The 14,827-nt window shown below is 60.4% G+C and carries 13 protein-coding genes and 1 tRNA gene; 8 read left to right on the forward strand and 6 right to left on the reverse strand.

All coding sequences use genetic code 11. From position 1 onward, the window contains the following. Positions 1-144: 144 nt before the first annotated feature. Positions 145-1,800, reverse strand: a complete 1,656-nt coding sequence (locus LA321_RS15415; protein ID WP_042069217.1) for a bifunctional metallophosphatase/5'-nucleotidase — start codon at positions 1,798-1,800, stop codon at positions 145-147. 87 nt (positions 1,801-1,887) lie between these two features. After that, positions 1,888-3,240, reverse strand: coding sequence for an anaerobic C4-dicarboxylate transporter DcuC (gene dcuC, locus LA321_RS15420; protein WP_026456207.1), 1,353 nt, complete (start codon positions 3,238-3,240; stop codon positions 1,888-1,890). 199 nt (positions 3,241-3,439) lie between these two features. Between dcuC and LA321_RS15425 the strand changes: the two genes are divergently transcribed. Both LA321_RS15425 and LA321_RS15430 read left to right on the forward strand, forming a co-directional pair. Further along, a complete protein-coding gene (locus LA321_RS15425) occupies positions 3,440-3,901 on the forward strand; it encodes a hypothetical protein (protein ID WP_224212217.1) in 462 nt (153 codons plus the stop codon). 181 nt (positions 3,902-4,082) lie between these two features. Next, positions 4,083-4,682 (forward strand): DUF922 domain-containing protein, encoded by a 600-nt coding sequence (locus LA321_RS15430; RefSeq protein ID WP_026456209.1) that lies wholly within the window; start codon positions 4,083-4,085, stop codon positions 4,680-4,682. 70 nt (positions 4,683-4,752) lie between these two features. Here the strand turns inward: LA321_RS15430 and mnmC are convergent, their stop codons facing one another. Further along, on the reverse strand, positions 4,753-6,771 hold the full coding sequence (gene mnmC / locus LA321_RS15435) for a bifunctional tRNA (5-methylaminomethyl-2-thiouridine)(34)-methyltransferase MnmD/FAD-dependent 5-carboxymethylaminomethyl-2-thiouridine(34) oxidoreductase MnmC (protein ID WP_201939769.1): 2,019 nt from the start codon (positions 6,769-6,771) through the stop codon (positions 4,753-4,755). Between the two features lie 90 nt (positions 6,772-6,861). Between mnmC and fabB the strand changes: the two genes are divergently transcribed. Then, positions 6,862-8,073: a beta-ketoacyl-ACP synthase I gene (gene fabB / locus LA321_RS15440; protein WP_026457872.1), complete on the forward strand. Its 1,212-nt coding sequence runs from the start codon at positions 6,862-6,864 to the stop codon at positions 8,071-8,073. Between the two features lie 42 nt (positions 8,074-8,115). Further along, on the forward strand, positions 8,116-8,304 hold the full coding sequence (locus LA321_RS15445; protein WP_042069220.1) for a hypothetical protein: 189 nt from the start codon (positions 8,116-8,118) through the stop codon (positions 8,302-8,304). Positions 8,305-8,380: 76 nt separating this feature from the next. Here the strand turns inward: LA321_RS15445 and LA321_RS15450 are convergent, their stop codons facing one another. Next, complete coding sequence (locus LA321_RS15450; RefSeq protein WP_042026458.1) at positions 8,381-10,066, reverse strand: aspartate:alanine antiporter; 1,686 nt, start codon at positions 10,064-10,066, stop codon at positions 8,381-8,383. 536 nt (positions 10,067-10,602) lie between these two features. Here LA321_RS15450 and LA321_RS15455 point away from each other — a divergent pair. Then, a complete protein-coding gene (locus LA321_RS15455; protein ID WP_156140831.1) occupies positions 10,603-10,785 on the forward strand; it encodes a hypothetical protein in 183 nt (60 codons plus the stop codon). Positions 10,786-10,839: 54 nt separating this feature from the next. Here the strand turns inward: LA321_RS15455 and LA321_RS15460 are convergent. Further along, positions 10,840-10,915, reverse strand: a tRNA-Asn gene (locus LA321_RS15460). 133 nt (positions 10,916-11,048) lie between these two features. On the opposite strand from LA321_RS15460, the gene uvrB reads away from it, so the two are divergent. The 3 genes from uvrB to LA321_RS15475 all read left to right on the forward strand — a co-directional run bounded on the left by uvrB (position 11,049) and on the right by LA321_RS15475 (position 14,118). Then, entirely contained in the window at positions 11,049-13,061 is a 2,013-nt protein-coding gene (gene uvrB, locus LA321_RS15465) for an excinuclease ABC subunit UvrB (RefSeq protein WP_042069222.1), read from the forward strand. Further along, positions 13,058-13,315, forward strand: coding sequence for a YkvA family protein (locus LA321_RS15470; RefSeq protein ID WP_042069223.1), 258 nt, complete (start codon positions 13,058-13,060; stop codon positions 13,313-13,315). The genes uvrB and LA321_RS15470 overlap by 4 nt, the downstream gene beginning before the upstream one ends. 152 nt (positions 13,316-13,467) lie before the next feature. Beyond that, positions 13,468-14,118, forward strand: a complete 651-nt coding sequence (locus LA321_RS15475) for a DedA family protein (protein ID WP_042069224.1) — start codon at positions 13,468-13,470, stop codon at positions 14,116-14,118. A gap of 105 nt (positions 14,119-14,223) precedes the next feature. On the opposite strand, the gene dsbB is transcribed toward LA321_RS15475, so the two are convergent. Further along, positions 14,224-14,745, reverse strand: a complete 522-nt coding sequence (dsbB, locus tag LA321_RS15480; RefSeq protein ID WP_042026041.1) for a disulfide bond formation protein DsbB — start codon at positions 14,743-14,745, stop codon at positions 14,224-14,226. Positions 14,746-14,827: the final 82 nt, after the last annotated feature.

The raw sequence follows: 14,827 nt of genomic DNA on the forward strand, positions 1-14,827 counted from the left end.
GTCGCCTGCTCCTGCAGCTGGTCTTGAAAGCGGGCCTATCTTGCCGAGGCCGCGAGTCCGATGCAATGGGGCAGGCCCGTGCAGGGCAAATATTCTCGTAAATGGCCTGATCCAAAGGCGGATCAGGCCATGACTCCCCAGTTGTCAGGGTGTAGCTGTATGGTATTCGACCAGCGGTGGCTGGATGGCAAGGGTCGACAGGTGACGGGCCCAGCGGATGAAGGCGTCCGCCAGTGTGATGCCCAGCTCCTGATTGTGCTGGGTCAGGGTTCGGGCCAGCGCCGTGTAGCCCTCCTTGCCGGAGGCGGTATAGGCGCTCGATACTCCGCGATAGACCTCATCGGCCTCGACTGGCAGCCAGTTGCCGGGGGAATGCTCCCACTCCAGCCGGGTGATGCGCGCCCCCTTGGGCCGCTCGGCCCGGTAACAGAAGCGCACCCCGGCAGTGTAGGGGAAGCTGCCGCTGCCATTGCCGGTCACACCGTTGTTGGTGGCGTTGTCAATCGCCCCCTCCAGTGCCTCCGCCAGCTCGTGACCATGGACCCGATAGAGGGTGAGGGGGATGGCGAAGGGGAGCAGACGCCCGGCGATATCGGCCTCGCTAAGGGGGCCCTGCTCCAGCGAGCAGCGCACGCCCCCTGCATTGTGCAGGGCAAAATCCACCTGACCGACCTGCTCGCGCGCCGCTGTCAACATGGCCCGGGCGACCAGTGGCGCCACCTGGCTGCCGTTTGGCAGCAGGGCATCCGGCAGGCGCTGATGCAGCAAAGGCGTGTCGAGGTGGGTGACGATGCGTTGGGTCATGGTCTCGATCTCCGGCCGGTAGCGTCTGGCCAGGTGTTGCTCTACCCTGGCATCCGGCTCGCAAAAGACCAGCCCGGCGGGGACGTCACCCGCAAACGGCCAGGGCTGCCAGGGCAGCCACTCCAGTTGCCCCCGGCTTTGCACCACGCGGCCCGCCTTGTCGAAGGCCAGCTCGCACACCCCGAGACAGAGGGCACTGTGCCCCGCATGCAGGATGGCGACCCCGTTTTGCATTAGGGGATATTCCCCTTCGCTTGGCAGTCCCAGCGGCGCCAGATCCCCCAGCAGGCTGTGGGTGTGGCCGCCGATGATGAGGCTGAGCTCGGGGAAGCGTTCGGCCAGCAGCTTGTCCTGCTCCAGCCCGAGGTGGCTCAGTAGCACGATATGGTGGATCCCCTCTTCCTTTATCTCGCGCAGCACCCGGGTGAGGGTGTTGGCCACGGCATGGAAGCGGGTGTGGGGATCCGGGTTGGCGATGGCAGCCATCTGGGGCAGGGTGATGCCGAGCAGGGCAAACGGCACGCCGCCCAGTTCACGGCGATGCCAGGGTTGGTGCGCATCATAAAGGTGGGGCAGATCCCAGAGCCCGAGGGGCGTGTCGTCGGGCTCCTGGCTGTTGTCCAGGTTGGCAGCCAGCACAGGGAAATCGAGCTGGCGCAAAAACTCCACCAGGGGACCATTGCCCAGATCGAACTCGTGGTTGCCGATCACCATGGCATCGGGTTGCAACATGGCGAGCAGGTCGGCGTTGGCGCGACCTTTGAAGCGGTTGAAATAGAGTGAGCCCTGAAAGGTATCGCCACCATGCAAGAAGAGGCTGGCCTGGCCTTGGCTGGCGGCCTTGGCACGCAGTTGGGTGAGCCGGGTCAGGATCCGTGCATAACCGCCGCACTGGGTGCGCCACTGGGGGTGACCGACGGGAGAGAAGCTGATCGGTGCGCCGTCGAAATGGGAGTGGCAATCACTGAAGTGGGCAAGTTGAACCGTAATACTCATCTCGGTCCTCCTTAGGGAAAGAGGCACCGAGTCTACTGCAACAGGGGGGCAAGATACCAGCCCGGCAGGCGCCGGGCTGGTGGGGGATCAGGCGGGGACCATGATCTGGGTGGCGAGGATCACCACCAGCAGGCCGACGGCGACCGGCATGCTGGTGCGTTTGACCACCTCGAACGGGGAGAGCTTGCCCATCCCCGCACAGGCGACCACCACGCCGGAGACCGGCGAGATGGTGCGGCCCAGGTTGGATGCCTGCAGCATGGGGATCACCAGATACGCCGGGTTGATGCCCAGGCTGCTGGCCAGATTGGGAATAAGCTCCACGAAGGCGTAGAAGGGGGCATTGCCCGAACCGGTGGTGAAGGCCGCCAGGGTGGTGATCACCACCAGGGAGAGCATCATGATCAGGCCGCCCGAGCCCAGATCCTGGGCATGGGTCAGCAGGGTGTCGATGAAGCCGATGGTCATCAGGCCCTGGGCAAAGACGCCGGCACCCACCAGCAGCATGACCACGCCGGCGAAGGCATCCGCCATGTTGCGCCAGCACACCTGCAGACCGTCCAGCAGCTCCTTGCCATTGCGCACGCGGATCAGCTCCAGCAGGCTGGCCAGCACCATGCACATGACGATGATGGTGACGATATCCAGCTGCGGTCCCCATTTGCCGTCAAACACCAGCACCCCGATGATGGGAGTGAAGGGGAGGATGGCGTAGAAGGCGGGAGCCGAGGTGATCAAATCACCCGGTGCCACAGGTTCGTTGTGTTCGCCGGATTTCTGATCGAGGTAGCGCTGCCAGAAGAAGTGGGTCACCGCCATGCAGGCGATGGCCACCAGCGAGATGGGCAGGGTCAGCTTGAAGGCAAAGTCCAACAGCGGCATGTTGGCGGCCTGGGCCGCCATTACCACGTCACCGGAGGTGGGGGCCAGAATGATGGCGGCCGGGGAGGCGCAGACGGCCGCCGCGGCGCCACGGGAGATCCCCATATTGACCATCAGCGGGAACAGGGTCGCCATCAGTAATACCCCGAGACCGGTGGCCGAGCTGACCGCCAGAGACATGGCGCAGGCGACCAGATAGGCGGCGACCAGCAGGATGTAGGGAGACTTGATGAAACCGAGGGGTTTGCTGGCCAGCTTGACCAGTATGGTGTTGGCGCCAATGTGGCTCATGTAGCCGGCAAAACCGCACAGCACCATGATCAGCATCCCCAGTCCACCCCCACGGTCATTGAGCAGGAAACGGACATATTCGAAGATGTCGGTTGCCAGGTAGCCGGTGCTGGCGACCTTGCTTGGCAGGACGGGTTTGCCCATCAGGGCGGTGACCAGCAGCAATAGCAGGCCACCGCTGAGCAGCACGCCGGTGGCGGAGTATCCCTTGAAGATGGCACGGCCCACCACCAGGGTGACCAGGGTGCCGATAACGAGTTCCAGCATATATAGCCTTATTGGGTAGGTGAAAGTGGCATAAGTCTATTCCTATGGGGGTAATCCCGCGACAACAAGCCGGTAGTAGTTTGCTCCACATCAACATTTCCCAGTGGAAACAGCATTTTAAAAGGATAAAAGCACTTTACCTGGTGGTTATGACTGCCTAATCTGACTCTCATTGTGTGGTTTTTAGGGTTTATGTATTTTGAAGTTGCAATTTTTCAGAATTAAACTCTGTTTAATTTGTGCTTGCTTGATGTTTATGCCAAATCGAGTGCTGGCAATGAACAACGACGGCTTTCACCAGACGGGTCCTTGTCAGGCGATCGCCATGCGACACCTGACGGCAGCCCGCGCCTACGGTGTGCTGATGGTCGCCGTGGGAGAGGGTCCCCGTTTCGCTGCCCTGATCACCGGCATGACGAGTGATGATTGTCTTTCCCGGCAGGCCATGCGAGTGGATGGGGTGGTGCTGTTGACCATCCCCCAATTTTATCCCCGGCGAGGTAAGCTTGGACTTTGCGAGTTGTGGTTAAGAGATCGGGCAGATCGCCGCTTTTTTGCCAACCGCATTGAAAATGATCATTTCATTCAGATAGATGGTCATGACATCAATGTGAAAAATTATCACCTTAGCTGGCGCAGAATAGCCGGATCCAGGCGATAAAATTGTCAATTTCACCCTTGGCGCCCAGGTGACTCACGGAACCTGTGAGCGGGCTCAGATTTCTGAACAATCATGGTATTGCGCAGCATCCTGGTCGCACATAGGCTATAGCGTTATCTATGTGGCACCCGTTTCGGCGCGGTTGCTGTTTCGCCCGTGCAATCAAGGAAGGTAGTCTGGCATGGTCAGCAAGTTTCATAACATGGTGGTAGGGATCGGGTTGTTGTTGCTGCCGCTGGCGAGCCAGGCGCAAACAGTCAGGCCGCAGGTGGTGCCCGAATCCCGCATCAATGTGCGCTTTTATGACGTCAATGCAACCAGCCCGGACCAACTGGCCAGCGCTATCGTTCAGAGTGCCCCCAGGGTGAATGGCAAGGTGGTACTTGGTAAGGCAAGTTATCAGGTGGATTGGCAGCTCGAGACGGAGCAGCTGCCGGGGCGCTGCCAGCTTACCCAGGTCACTGTCCTGACCCAGGCGACCGTGCTGTTGCCCCGCTGGAGCCAGAGCCGCAATAGCACGGGATCTGCCCGCGACGACTGGGCCAGGGTACTCTCCAGCATGTTCGAGTATGAGTCCCGCTTCAAGGAGATGGTGCAGCGGGGTAGCAGCCTGGTGGGCGGTGCCATCGCGGCCCTGCCGAGCCACGGCGATTGTCAGGCCCTACGCTATGCCGCCTGGGCGGCGGGCAGCAAGGAGATGGAGAAGATCCGGGAGCGCATCGATGCGTTTCAGGAACAGACCGGTTATGGCGAGCGTTTTGGCGTGCGCTGGCCCAATTAATGGATTGATACCGACGACAACGAGGCCGCCCATTGGGCGGCCTCGTTGTTTATGGCTGGCAGTGCGGGATTCAGGCCAGCGACTTGCCCTTGAGCAGCTTGCGCACCCAGTAACGGGCCGGGTGGAGCGCCTCCAGCAGATCGGCTGCCAGGGGGAGGGGATCGCCGCAGATCTCGCTGGCCAGCAACTCGCCGCATAGCGGTGCCGAGCACAGGCCCCGGGAGCCGAGGGCGCCCAGTACATAGAGACCCGGGTAAAGTGGCAGCGGCGAGGCATCTTGTCGATCCCCATGCAGCCCGGCGTAGTGATCCGCCAGCCCCTGCAATCTGGCCACGGGGCCGACCACGGGCAGGTGATCCCGGCTGGCGCAGCGTACCCCGACTCGCGCCTCGTTACCGCTTACGTCCACCTCATCGGGCCAGGGCTGGTCAGGCAAGCAAGCTTGCAATCTGGTTCGGTTCTGGGCCTGCTCATCGGCGCGAAATTCGAGGCTGGTCTGGTTGCGACCATAGCTGGCCCCGATACAGTGATGCGCGTTGTGGGCCGGTGTGAGATAGCCGTCGTAGCAGAGCACGGTCTTGAGCTGACCGAGTGCTGGGCTGGTCGGAATATGGCTTACCTGACCGCGCACCGGATAGAGCGGCAGTTCGGCAAAGGGGAGCAGGGCGGGCAACTGGTGGCCGGCGGCCACCACCAGATTGGGGGCCTGCCAGTGGCGACCGTCATGGCTCATCACTCGCCAGCCATCGCTTTGCTCGCCGATGCTGACCACCCGGGCGCCGTATTCCACTTGCAGCAGACCGCTTGCCTGGGCTTCCTCGATGGCGGCACGAGTGAGATCGGCCGGGCAGAGCCAGCCTCCCAGCGGATAGTTGACCCCGGCATGGCCCGAGGGCAAACCGCAAGCCGCTTCGCTTTCTGTTGCAGATAATGGGTGCATCAGCTCGGGCGGGAAGGGGCCCTGGCTCATCTTGGCCAGCTTGGCGGCGGATTTGTCGTCATAACCGAGCTGGGTCACGCCGCACAGATCAAAGGCGATGGGGTGACGTTCGGCCAGGGCCAGCAGCCGGTTTCTGGCATGGCCAAAGGCGAGCGAATAGAAGCGCGACAACGCGTCGTGCTCGCCGTTAAGGAGCGGATACAAGGCCCCTTGCCGGTTGCCGGAGGCGCCGCAGGCCGGCTCGCCATCTTCGCACAGGATCGTCACCTTGCGGCCCCGCTCCACCAGGGAGAGCGCCGTCATGGCCGAGGCGATGCCGCCGCCTATCATCAGCACGTCCCCCTCCCGCCCGGCCGGGCGGGCATACCAGGGAGCTATGGTCTGCTGTGGCTGCTTGTCTATCCGCTCGCCGGCCAGCATTTCCCGCTTGCTGCCGTGCCCCTTCACCTTCTTCATGGCAAAGCCGGCGGCGATGAGTCCCCGGCGCACGAAACCGGCGCAGGTAAAGGTCGAGAGGGTGGCGCTGGGGCGGGCGAGACGGGCGAGGCCGTCGAACAGATCCTGAGTCCACATTTCCGGGTTTTTGGCCGGCGAGAAGCCATCGAGATACCAGGCATCCACCAGTCCGTCGGCCTGATGGGGCACCTGCGGCAACATGTCCTTGATATCGCCGAACCAGAGATCGAGGCGGATGCGTCCGCTGGCAAAGTGCAGGCGGTGGCAGCCGGATACCGGCAGGGGCCACTGTTTGACGAGATCCTGGCTGAAGTGTGCCAGCTCGGGCCAGGCGTCCAGCGCCTTGCGCAGATCGTCCCGGGTCAGGGGGTATTTTTCGAAACTGATGAAGTGAAGACGCAGGGCGTTACCGGATTGGGATGTCTGTTCCAGGAAGGCTTTCATTGTCGCCAGAAAGTTAAGACCTGTACCGAAACCTGTTTCACCGATCACGAAAGTGTCACCATCATGGTGCGAAAATCGCGCTGGCAGCTGATTTTGCTGCAAAAAGACGTAGCGGGTTTCACTTAGACCGTTATCATTGGAAAAGTACACATCCCCGAAGTCACTGGAGACTGGAGTACCCGCCTCGTTCCAGTCCAATCGGGCATGATGTAAGGATGTTTGACTCACGTTTTCCTCGGCTCGCGTCACAAAATCGCGGGCATTCTACGTGAAAGCAGACCAGTTTGGCAGCCGAAAGCGGGTAGACTTGGCGCCAGTTTTTCCAGACGAGATGAATTAATGAGAAGAGCAGTGATCACCGGTATCGGCGTCATCTCCAGTATCGGCAACAACAAGGAAGAAGTGCTGGCCTCCCTGAAAGCAGGCAAATCCGGCATCACCTATTCCGAGCAGTTCGAGCAACACAACCTGCGTAGCCGTGTCTGGGGTAACATCAAACTCGATCCGTCTGAACTGATCGACCGTAAAGTCATGCGTTTCATGGGTGACGCTGCGGCCTACGCCTATCTCTCCATGCAGCAGGCCATCGCAGATGCCGGCCTGCCGGAAGATCAGGTCTCCAACGAGCGCACCGGCATCGTGACCGGCTCCGGCGGCGCCTCCGGCAAGAACACCTCCGAGTCTTGCGATATCGCCCGTGAGAAAGGGGTCAAGCGCGTGGGTCCCTACATGGTGCCGCGCACCATGTCCTCCACCACCTCCGCTTGCCTGGCTACGCCGTTCAAGATCAAGGGTGTCAACTACACCATCAGCTCCGCCTGCGCGACCTCTGCCCACTGCATCGGCCACGCTCTGGAACTGATCCAGCTCGGCAAACAGGACATCGTCTTCGCCGGTGGCGGCGAGGAGCTGGACTGGTCCTCCACCATCCAGTTTGACGCCATGGGCGCGCTGTCTACCAAATACAACGACTCTCCGGAAAAAGCGTCCCGTACCTATGATGCGGATCGCGACGGTTTCGTCATCTCCGGTGGTGGTGGCATCCTGGTGGTCGAGGAGCTGGAACACGCCCTGGCCCGTGGTGCCCACATCTATGCCGAGATCACCGGTTACGGTGCGACCTCCGATGGTTACGACATGGTGGCCCCGAGCGGCGAAGGCGCCGTGCGTTGCATGAAGATGGCAATGCAGAGTGTCGGCAAGGTGGACTACATCAACACCCACGGTACCTCTACCCCGGTCGGTGACACCAAGGAGCTGGAAGCCATCCAGACCCTGTTTGGCAGCAACGCGCCCAAGCTCTCCGCCACCAAGGCGATGACCGGCCATGCGCTGGGCGCCGCCGGTGTGCACGAGGCCGTCTACTCCCTGCTGATGCTGCAACATGGCTTTATCGCCCCCAGCATCAACATCGAGAACCTGGACGAGAAGGCCGAAGGGCTGCCCATCGTGCGCGAGTACGAAGAGGCTGACCTCGACACCGTTATGTCCAACAGCTTCGGCTTTGGCGGTACCAACGCCTCCCTGGTGTTCAGCAAGTTCAAAGCCTGATCATCCGGTTGATATAAAAAAAAGCGCCTCAGGGCGCTTTTTTTGTGGCTGCGATTTGTTTGGCTGTTGCAGAGCAAGCAGAGCAAGCAGAGCAAGCAGAGCAAGCAGAGCAAGCAGAGCAAGCAGAGCAAGCAGAGCAAGCAGAGCAAGCAGAGCAAGCAGAGTTTGTCATATGCCGGGGAGGGGTATACGGTGAGTGGTCTTGCTCAGGGCGGCATCACCCCAGTGTAGGGGGGACGATAACAAGAAGGGGAGCCACTGGCTCCCCTTCTTACGCTAATTGGTTGCAATGACAAGATAAGGGCGGCTAGAACCAGAAGCCGATGATAAAGGAGCCCGCTAGGGTCAACATCACGTTGGCCACTGCATAGGTGCCGGCGTAGCCGAGCGCCGGAATGGAGCTGTTGGCCGCTTCGTTGACCACATCCATGGCCGGAGCGCAAGTACGGGCCCCCGTGATGGCGCCGAGCAGCAGCGCCGGGTTCATCTTCAGCACCCAGACCCCGAACAGATAGCCCACCAGCACCGGCAGGGTAGTCACCAGCATGCCGGACAAGAGCACCACGCCACCGACTTCGCTTAGGTGGTCCAGAATGCCACCACCGGCCTTGAGACCCGTGCTCACCATAAAGACGGCGAGGCCGAGATCCTTGGCCAGACGCAGGGCGCCCGGCGGCACATAGCCGACCGTGGGGTGGTTGGCCCGCAGATACCCCATCAGGATCCCGGCCAGCAGCAGGCCGACGGCGTTGCCGAGGCCAAACTCGATCTGGCCGAATACCAGGGAGACGGAGCCAATCAGCAGCCCCAGCACGAAGAAGGTGGTAAAGGCCACCAGATCCGTGGTCTGACTGTGGATGCTGATAAAGCCGATCTTGTTAGCCAGGAGCTTGACCCGCTGCTTCTCGCCGCTGATCTGCAGCACGTCGCCTTTTTGCAGCATGATGTTGCGATCGAACGGCATCTCGATCTGGGAGCGCACCACCCGGTTGAGGAAGCAGCCCTTCTCGGTGAGATTCAGCTCCACCAGATGGCGACCCACCACGGCGTCGTTCTTCACCACTATCTCTTCAGTGACGATTTGGAGATCAAGCAGGTTGCGGTCAAACACCTCCTTGCCGTTGCGATAGTTGACGTCGAGCTTCTCGTGGCTCTCCGGGTAGCCCACCAGGGCGATCTCGTCCCCTTCCTGGATGACGGCGTCACCGTCGGGACTGGCCAGAATGCCGTTGCGGCGGATCCGCTCCACATAGCAACCGGTATGGGGATAGATGCCGGTTTCCCGCAGGGTGCGACCGCCGATCCAGGCGGCCAGCTCTGGGCCGACCCGATAGGCGCGGATGATGGGCAGATAGGTCTTGCGATTGTCGCTGTCTGAGAGGCCCCGTTCACGGGCAATCTTCTGCGCCTCGGTATTGAGATCGAGTCGCGCCAGCGAGGGGAGATAGCGCACCACCAGCATCAGGCCCACCAGCCCCACCAGATAGGTCAGGGCGTAACCGATGCCCATGTTGTCGAGCACCGACTGCATGTCGGTCTGGTGAGGGAGGTTGAGCAGGCCGCTGCGCAGGGCATCCTGGGCACCGACCAGCGCCGGGGTTGAGGTGAGCGAGCCCGCCAGGATGCCGGCAGCCATGCCTGGCCCCAGATTGAAGAATTTGGCCAGCCCCACGGTCAGCAGCAGGGCGCTCAGCAAGATCACCAGGGTCAGGGTGATGTAGTGGATGCCGTCGCGCAGGAAGACGCTGAAGAAGTGGGGTCCGGCCTCGATACCCACACAGAAGATGAACAGCATGAAGCCGACGTTTTCGGTGGAGGTGGAGAACTGGAAGCCCATCTGGCCAAACAGCAGGGCGGTGAAGAGCACCCCAATGGTGTTGCCAATCTGGAAGTTGCCGAGGCGCACCTTGCCCAGCAGCAGGCCGAAGGCCAGCACCACGAACAGGAGCAGGGAGTCGCTTTGATGTAGCAGTGTCACGAAATCTATGGTCATGCCCGGAAAAACCGAGGAAAAAAGTGGGGCGGACATTGTGCCGGATCTGTCACCAATAAAGAAGCGCAAGGAACCGATTAATCAACAGTTACGAGGGGCTGTGACGGCTTGCCAGAGAGGGATCGGGAGCGTATCGGTGCAAAGGTGGCGATTTTTGCTGTTCAGGCCCGTGTCAATGAGTGAAAAATGCTGACGCAAGGGGGAGCTGGACAGTGAGGAGGATAACTTTAGATTCTGCTGTTGGCCCGCTTTGGAAGGAGCGGTTTCAGCAGATTCAACCGGTAGCGAAACAGGGTGATATGGGAAGCAAACGACCATCATGTTGGCTGCTCGCCCAGCACTGCTGGGGTAGACAAAAGATATCTGCAAAAAGGAACAAAAGTGTCGTTTGGGCAGGGGGGAGGGGGGCATGTACAAAACAGCATAAAATCAGGTTGCCCCTCGGAGCATGGCCCGAAAAGCCGTGATAACGGGTGAACCCGCATCGGGACAGGGTTTGCTGCAGTTACCCACAGAATCTGTGGATAACCCTGTTTATGAATCCTGTTCATCGGCCCGAAAGCCGCGCCAATACTGGGCTGCAAGGGCTGTACAAAAAATACCGCATGAAAAATGTTTACATTAAAATCAAATACTTAGATGCAACAGAAGAAAACTCTGAAGAGCCGTGCGCGGTGAAAAAAGGGATCGTCAGCAGCAAGAAGGATCTTGTGCATTAAAATTGGCAGAAGAGAGCACTAAAGTGGATAACTTGCACCGAGATGGTGAGGAATTGGCTCCCCCGACTGGACTCGAACCAGTGACATACGGATTAACAGTCCGCCGTTCTACCGACTGAACTACGGGGGAACATCAGGCAAGGAGGAGCATCATACAGAAGGTGTCTTCACCGGTCAAGCCACCGACGGCATCATGGTGCGGGTGTACCGGTGCGGATCACTCGGTTACACTGCTCTCTTGCTGTTTCGTGTCGGGAGTCTCCATGAGCAAGTTGTTCAAATTAGCCAGCCAGTTTCAACCCGCCGGGGATCAACCCAAGGCCATTGCCCAGTTGCTCGACGGTATCGAGTCCGGCCTTGCCCATCAGACCTTGCTCGGGGTGACCGGTTCGGGCAAGACCTTCACCATGGCCAATGTCATCGCGACTCTCAACCGCCCGACCATGATCCTGGCTCCCAACAAGACTCTGGCGGCCCAGCTCTACGGCGAGATGAAGGAGTTCTTCCCCGACAATGCGGTGGAGTATTTCGTCTCCTACTACGACTACTACCAGCCCGAGGCCTATGTGCCGACCACCGACACCTTCATCGAGAAGGATGCCTCCATCAATGATCACATCGAGCAGATGCGGCTGTCGGCCACCAAGGCCCTGCTGGAGCGGCGTGACGTGGTGATTGTCGCCTCGGTGTCTGCCATCTATGGTCTGGGAGATCCTCAGGCCTACCTCAGCATGATGCTGCACCTCAAAGTGGGAGATGTGATCAACCAGCGGGACATCCTGCGCCGTCTTGCCGAGCTGCAATACACCCGTAACGACATGGCCTTCCAGCGCGGCACCTTCCGGGTGCGGGGGGAGGTGATCGACATTTATCCCGCCGAATCGGACAAGCTGGCCCTGCGAGTGGAACTGTTTGACGAGGAGGTGGAGCGCCTCTCCCTGTTCGACCCGCTGACCGGCGCCATCGAGCAGACGGTAGTGCGCTACACCATCTACCCCAAGACCCACTACGCCACTCCGCGCGAAACCATCCTCGGTGCCATTGAACATATCAAGGAGGAGCTTAAAAGCCGTCGTGAGCAGCTGTTGTCGCTCAACAAGCTGGTGGAGGAGCAACGGATCAGCCAGCGCACCCAGTTCGACATGGAGATGATGCAGGAGCTGGGCTACTGCTCCGGCATCGAGAACTACAGCCGCTACCTCTCCGGTCGTGCGCCGGGGGAGCCACCGCCCACCCTGTTTGACTACCTGCCGGGGGATGGTCTGCTCATCATCGACGAATCCCACGTCACGGTGCCGCAGATCGGCGCCATGTTCAAAGGGGACAGATCCCGTAAGGAGACCCTGGTGGAGTACGGTTTCCGGCTCCCTTCCGCGCTCGACAACCGCCCCCTCAAGTTCGATGAATTCGAGGCGCTGATGCCGCAGACGGTGTTTGTCTCGGCAACCCCCGGTCCCTATGAGCTGGAGAAATCCGGCGGTGATGTAGTGCAGCAGGTGGTGCGTCCTACCGGTCTGCTCGATCCCGAAGTGGAAGTACGCCCGGTGACCACCCAGGTGGACGACCTGCTCTCCGAGATCCGCCAGCGGGTAGCGGTGGAGGAGCGGGTGCTGGTGACGACGCTCACCAAACGGATGGCCGAAGATCTGACCGAATATCTGGCGGAGCACGGCGTCAAGGTACGTTACCTGCACTCGGACATCGACACCGTGGAGCGGGTGGAGATCATTCGCGATCTGCGCCTGGGTACCTTTGATGTGCTGGTGGGGATCAACCTGCTGCGCGAAGGCCTCGACATGCCGGAGGTGTCCCTGGTGGCCATCCTGGACGCGGACAAGGAGGGTTTCCTGCGCTCCACTCGCTCCCTGATCCAGACCATAGGGCGTGCGGCCCGCAACCTCCACGGTAAGGTCATTCTCTACGGGGATACCATCACCAACTCCATGAAGGTGGCCATCGAAGAGACCGAGCGGCGCCGCGCCCTGCAGCACGCCTACAACCTCGAGCACGGCATCACCCCCAAGGGGCTCAACAAGGCCATCGGCGATGTGATGGACATGGGAGGCAGCCGCAGCGCTGGCAAGGGCGGCAAGGGAAGTCGCAAGGCGGCCGAACCGCAAGGGGAGTACCATGCCCGCTCCGCCAGCGAGATCGCCAAGGAGATCAAGCGGATGGAAGAGCAGATGTTCCAGCATGCCCGGGATCTGGAGTTCGAACAGGCGGCGGCACTGCGGGATCAGATCCAGCAACTGCGCGGCGAGTTGATAGAATCATGAGTACCCGACACTGGCTCATCTGGCGGCGCGTGCGCCGCCTCTACCTCGGTTTTCGCCACCCGGCCACCCCCTGGTGGGCCAGGGGGCTGGTGATCCTCATCCTGCTCTATGGCTTGAGTCCGGTGGATCTGGTGCCGGATCTGGTACCGCTGATTGGCTGGCTCGACGATGCGACCCTGCTGCTGCTCCTGTTGTGGGGCTGGGAACGCTGCTTGCCGGCCTCGGTACGTGATGGTCTGGAGGAGGGCTCCTGAGGGGCTTGTAACCCGCATCAACGCGGCTTGGGAGCCGAAAACGGTTTTGTCTGGCTTTTTTGCGGAAGGGAAATAATGAGACCTGTCTCGTGATTGTGACCCTGCATGGGTTGGCGTAGACTCCACGCCGTTCACTTCACGAGTATCAAAAAATGGATCTGATCCTGTTTGCTATCGACTTTATCCTGCACGTCGACGTTCATCTGAAAGAGCTGTTTGAAAACTATGGCATCTGGGTATATGCCATCCTGTTCCTGATCATCTTCTGCGAGACCGGACTGGTAGTGACGCCGTTTCTGCCCGGCGATTCCCTGCTGTTTGCCGCTGGCGCCCTCACCGTCGACAGCGTGCTGGATGTGCATACCCTGGCCGGTGTGCTGACTCTCGCCGCCGTGCTCGGCAATGTGGTCAACTACACCATTGGTCACTTCTTCGGCGAGCAGCTGTTTCGCAAGCCGGATTCGAAAATCTTCAGGCGGGACTATCTGGAGAAGACCCGGGGCTTCTATGCCAAACATGGCGGCAAGACCATTATCATCACCCGTTTCCTGCCGATTGTGCGCACCTTTGCCCCCTTCGTGGCAGGCATGGGGGCCATGACTTATCCACGCTTCCTGGCATTCAATCTGGTGGGCGGACTGCTGTGGGTGTTGTCGTTTGTCTATGCGGGCCACCTCTTTGGCAACCTGCCGCTGGTGCGTCACAACTTTACCCTGCTGATTTTTGGCATCATAGGCATCTCCCTGTTGCCCATGGTGGTCGGGGTTATCCGCGCGAAAATGAGTCCGGTGCAGGTGAGCTGAGTCGCCTCATCATAGTGCCTGGGCCAGCAAGTACCACAGAAATAGGGGAGCCATAAAGGCTCCCCTATTTCTGTGGTACTTGCTCTGGCGCGCAGGCCGGATGCCTCAACTACAGCAGCGACCCTTCACCAGATTGCCGATGGCCACTACGGTAAACACCAGCAGGTAGGCGGCGAAGATGGCCACCAGCCACTGGGGCATGGAGAAGCTCAAGAACTGCCAGGTGATCTCGCCGCAATCCCCATCCGGGAAGAAGAGCCAGGGGATCCATTGATCGAGCGGCGCCCAGCTCGGGAAGTCGGCATAAGGGCTGCAGACGTTGAACGGGGAGGGGTTGACCTGATAGTCGACATGTTGCAGCGCCAGCTGGAGACCGCGAAAGGCGCTGTAACCCCATAGCAGCATGGCGCTCCAGCGCAGGTACCACTTCTCGGGGGCAATCATGCCGAGCAGGCCGGCGCAAAGGACACCCAGTGTCGCAAGCCGTTCGTAGACACACATCACGCAGGGATGCAGTCCAAGTATGTGCTGGAAGAAAAGCGCACACAGTTCGAGGAACAGGGCGGAGGCCGCCAGCAGTCCCCAGGCCAGGCGGTTGCTGGCCAAGCGGCGGAGAAACGCGATCATCTCATTGATCTCACAGAAGAAACAGTGGCTGAATTAGAGCAGAGCAGGGGACAAAAGAAAAGGGCCCTGGCGGGCCCTTGTC

It is taken from the genome of Aeromonas enteropelogenes, from assembly GCF_020097295.1.
Classification (GTDB): domain Bacteria; phylum Pseudomonadota; class Gammaproteobacteria; order Enterobacterales; family Aeromonadaceae; genus Aeromonas; species Aeromonas enteropelogenes.

What these genes read in the sequence shown, in the direction of transcription:
- LA321_RS15430 (WP_026456209.1), top strand. Translation starts at nt 4,083, where the DNA reads ATGGTCAGCAAGTTTCATAACATGGTGGTAGGGATCGGGTTGTTGTTG.
- fabB (WP_026457872.1), top strand. Translation starts at nt 6,862, where the DNA reads ATGAGAAGAGCAGTGATCACCGGTATCGGCGTCATCTCCAGTATCGGC.
- LA321_RS15455 (WP_156140831.1), top strand. Translation starts at nt 10,603, where the DNA reads ATGAATCCTGTTCATCGGCCCGAAAGCCGCGCCAATACTGGGCTGCAA.
- LA321_RS15450 (WP_042026458.1), bottom strand. Translation starts at nt 10,066, where the DNA reads ATGACCATAGATTTCGTGACACTGCTACATCAAAGCGACTCCCTGCTC.
- dcuC (WP_026456207.1), bottom strand. Translation starts at nt 3,240, where the DNA reads ATGCTGGAACTCGTTATCGGCACCCTGGTCACCCTGGTGGTGGGCCGT.
- uvrB (WP_042069222.1), top strand. Translation starts at nt 11,049, where the DNA reads ATGAGCAAGTTGTTCAAATTAGCCAGCCAGTTTCAACCCGCCGGGGAT.
- LA321_RS15475 (WP_042069224.1), top strand. Translation starts at nt 13,468, where the DNA reads ATGGATCTGATCCTGTTTGCTATCGACTTTATCCTGCACGTCGACGTT.
- LA321_RS15415 (WP_042069217.1), bottom strand. Translation starts at nt 1,800, where the DNA reads ATGAGTATTACGGTTCAACTTGCCCACTTCAGTGATTGCCACTCCCAT.
- LA321_RS15470 (WP_042069223.1), top strand. Translation starts at nt 13,058, where the DNA reads ATGAGTACCCGACACTGGCTCATCTGGCGGCGCGTGCGCCGCCTCTAC.
- dsbB (WP_042026041.1), bottom strand. Translation starts at nt 14,745, where the DNA reads ATGATCGCGTTTCTCCGCCGCTTGGCCAGCAACCGCCTGGCCTGGGGA.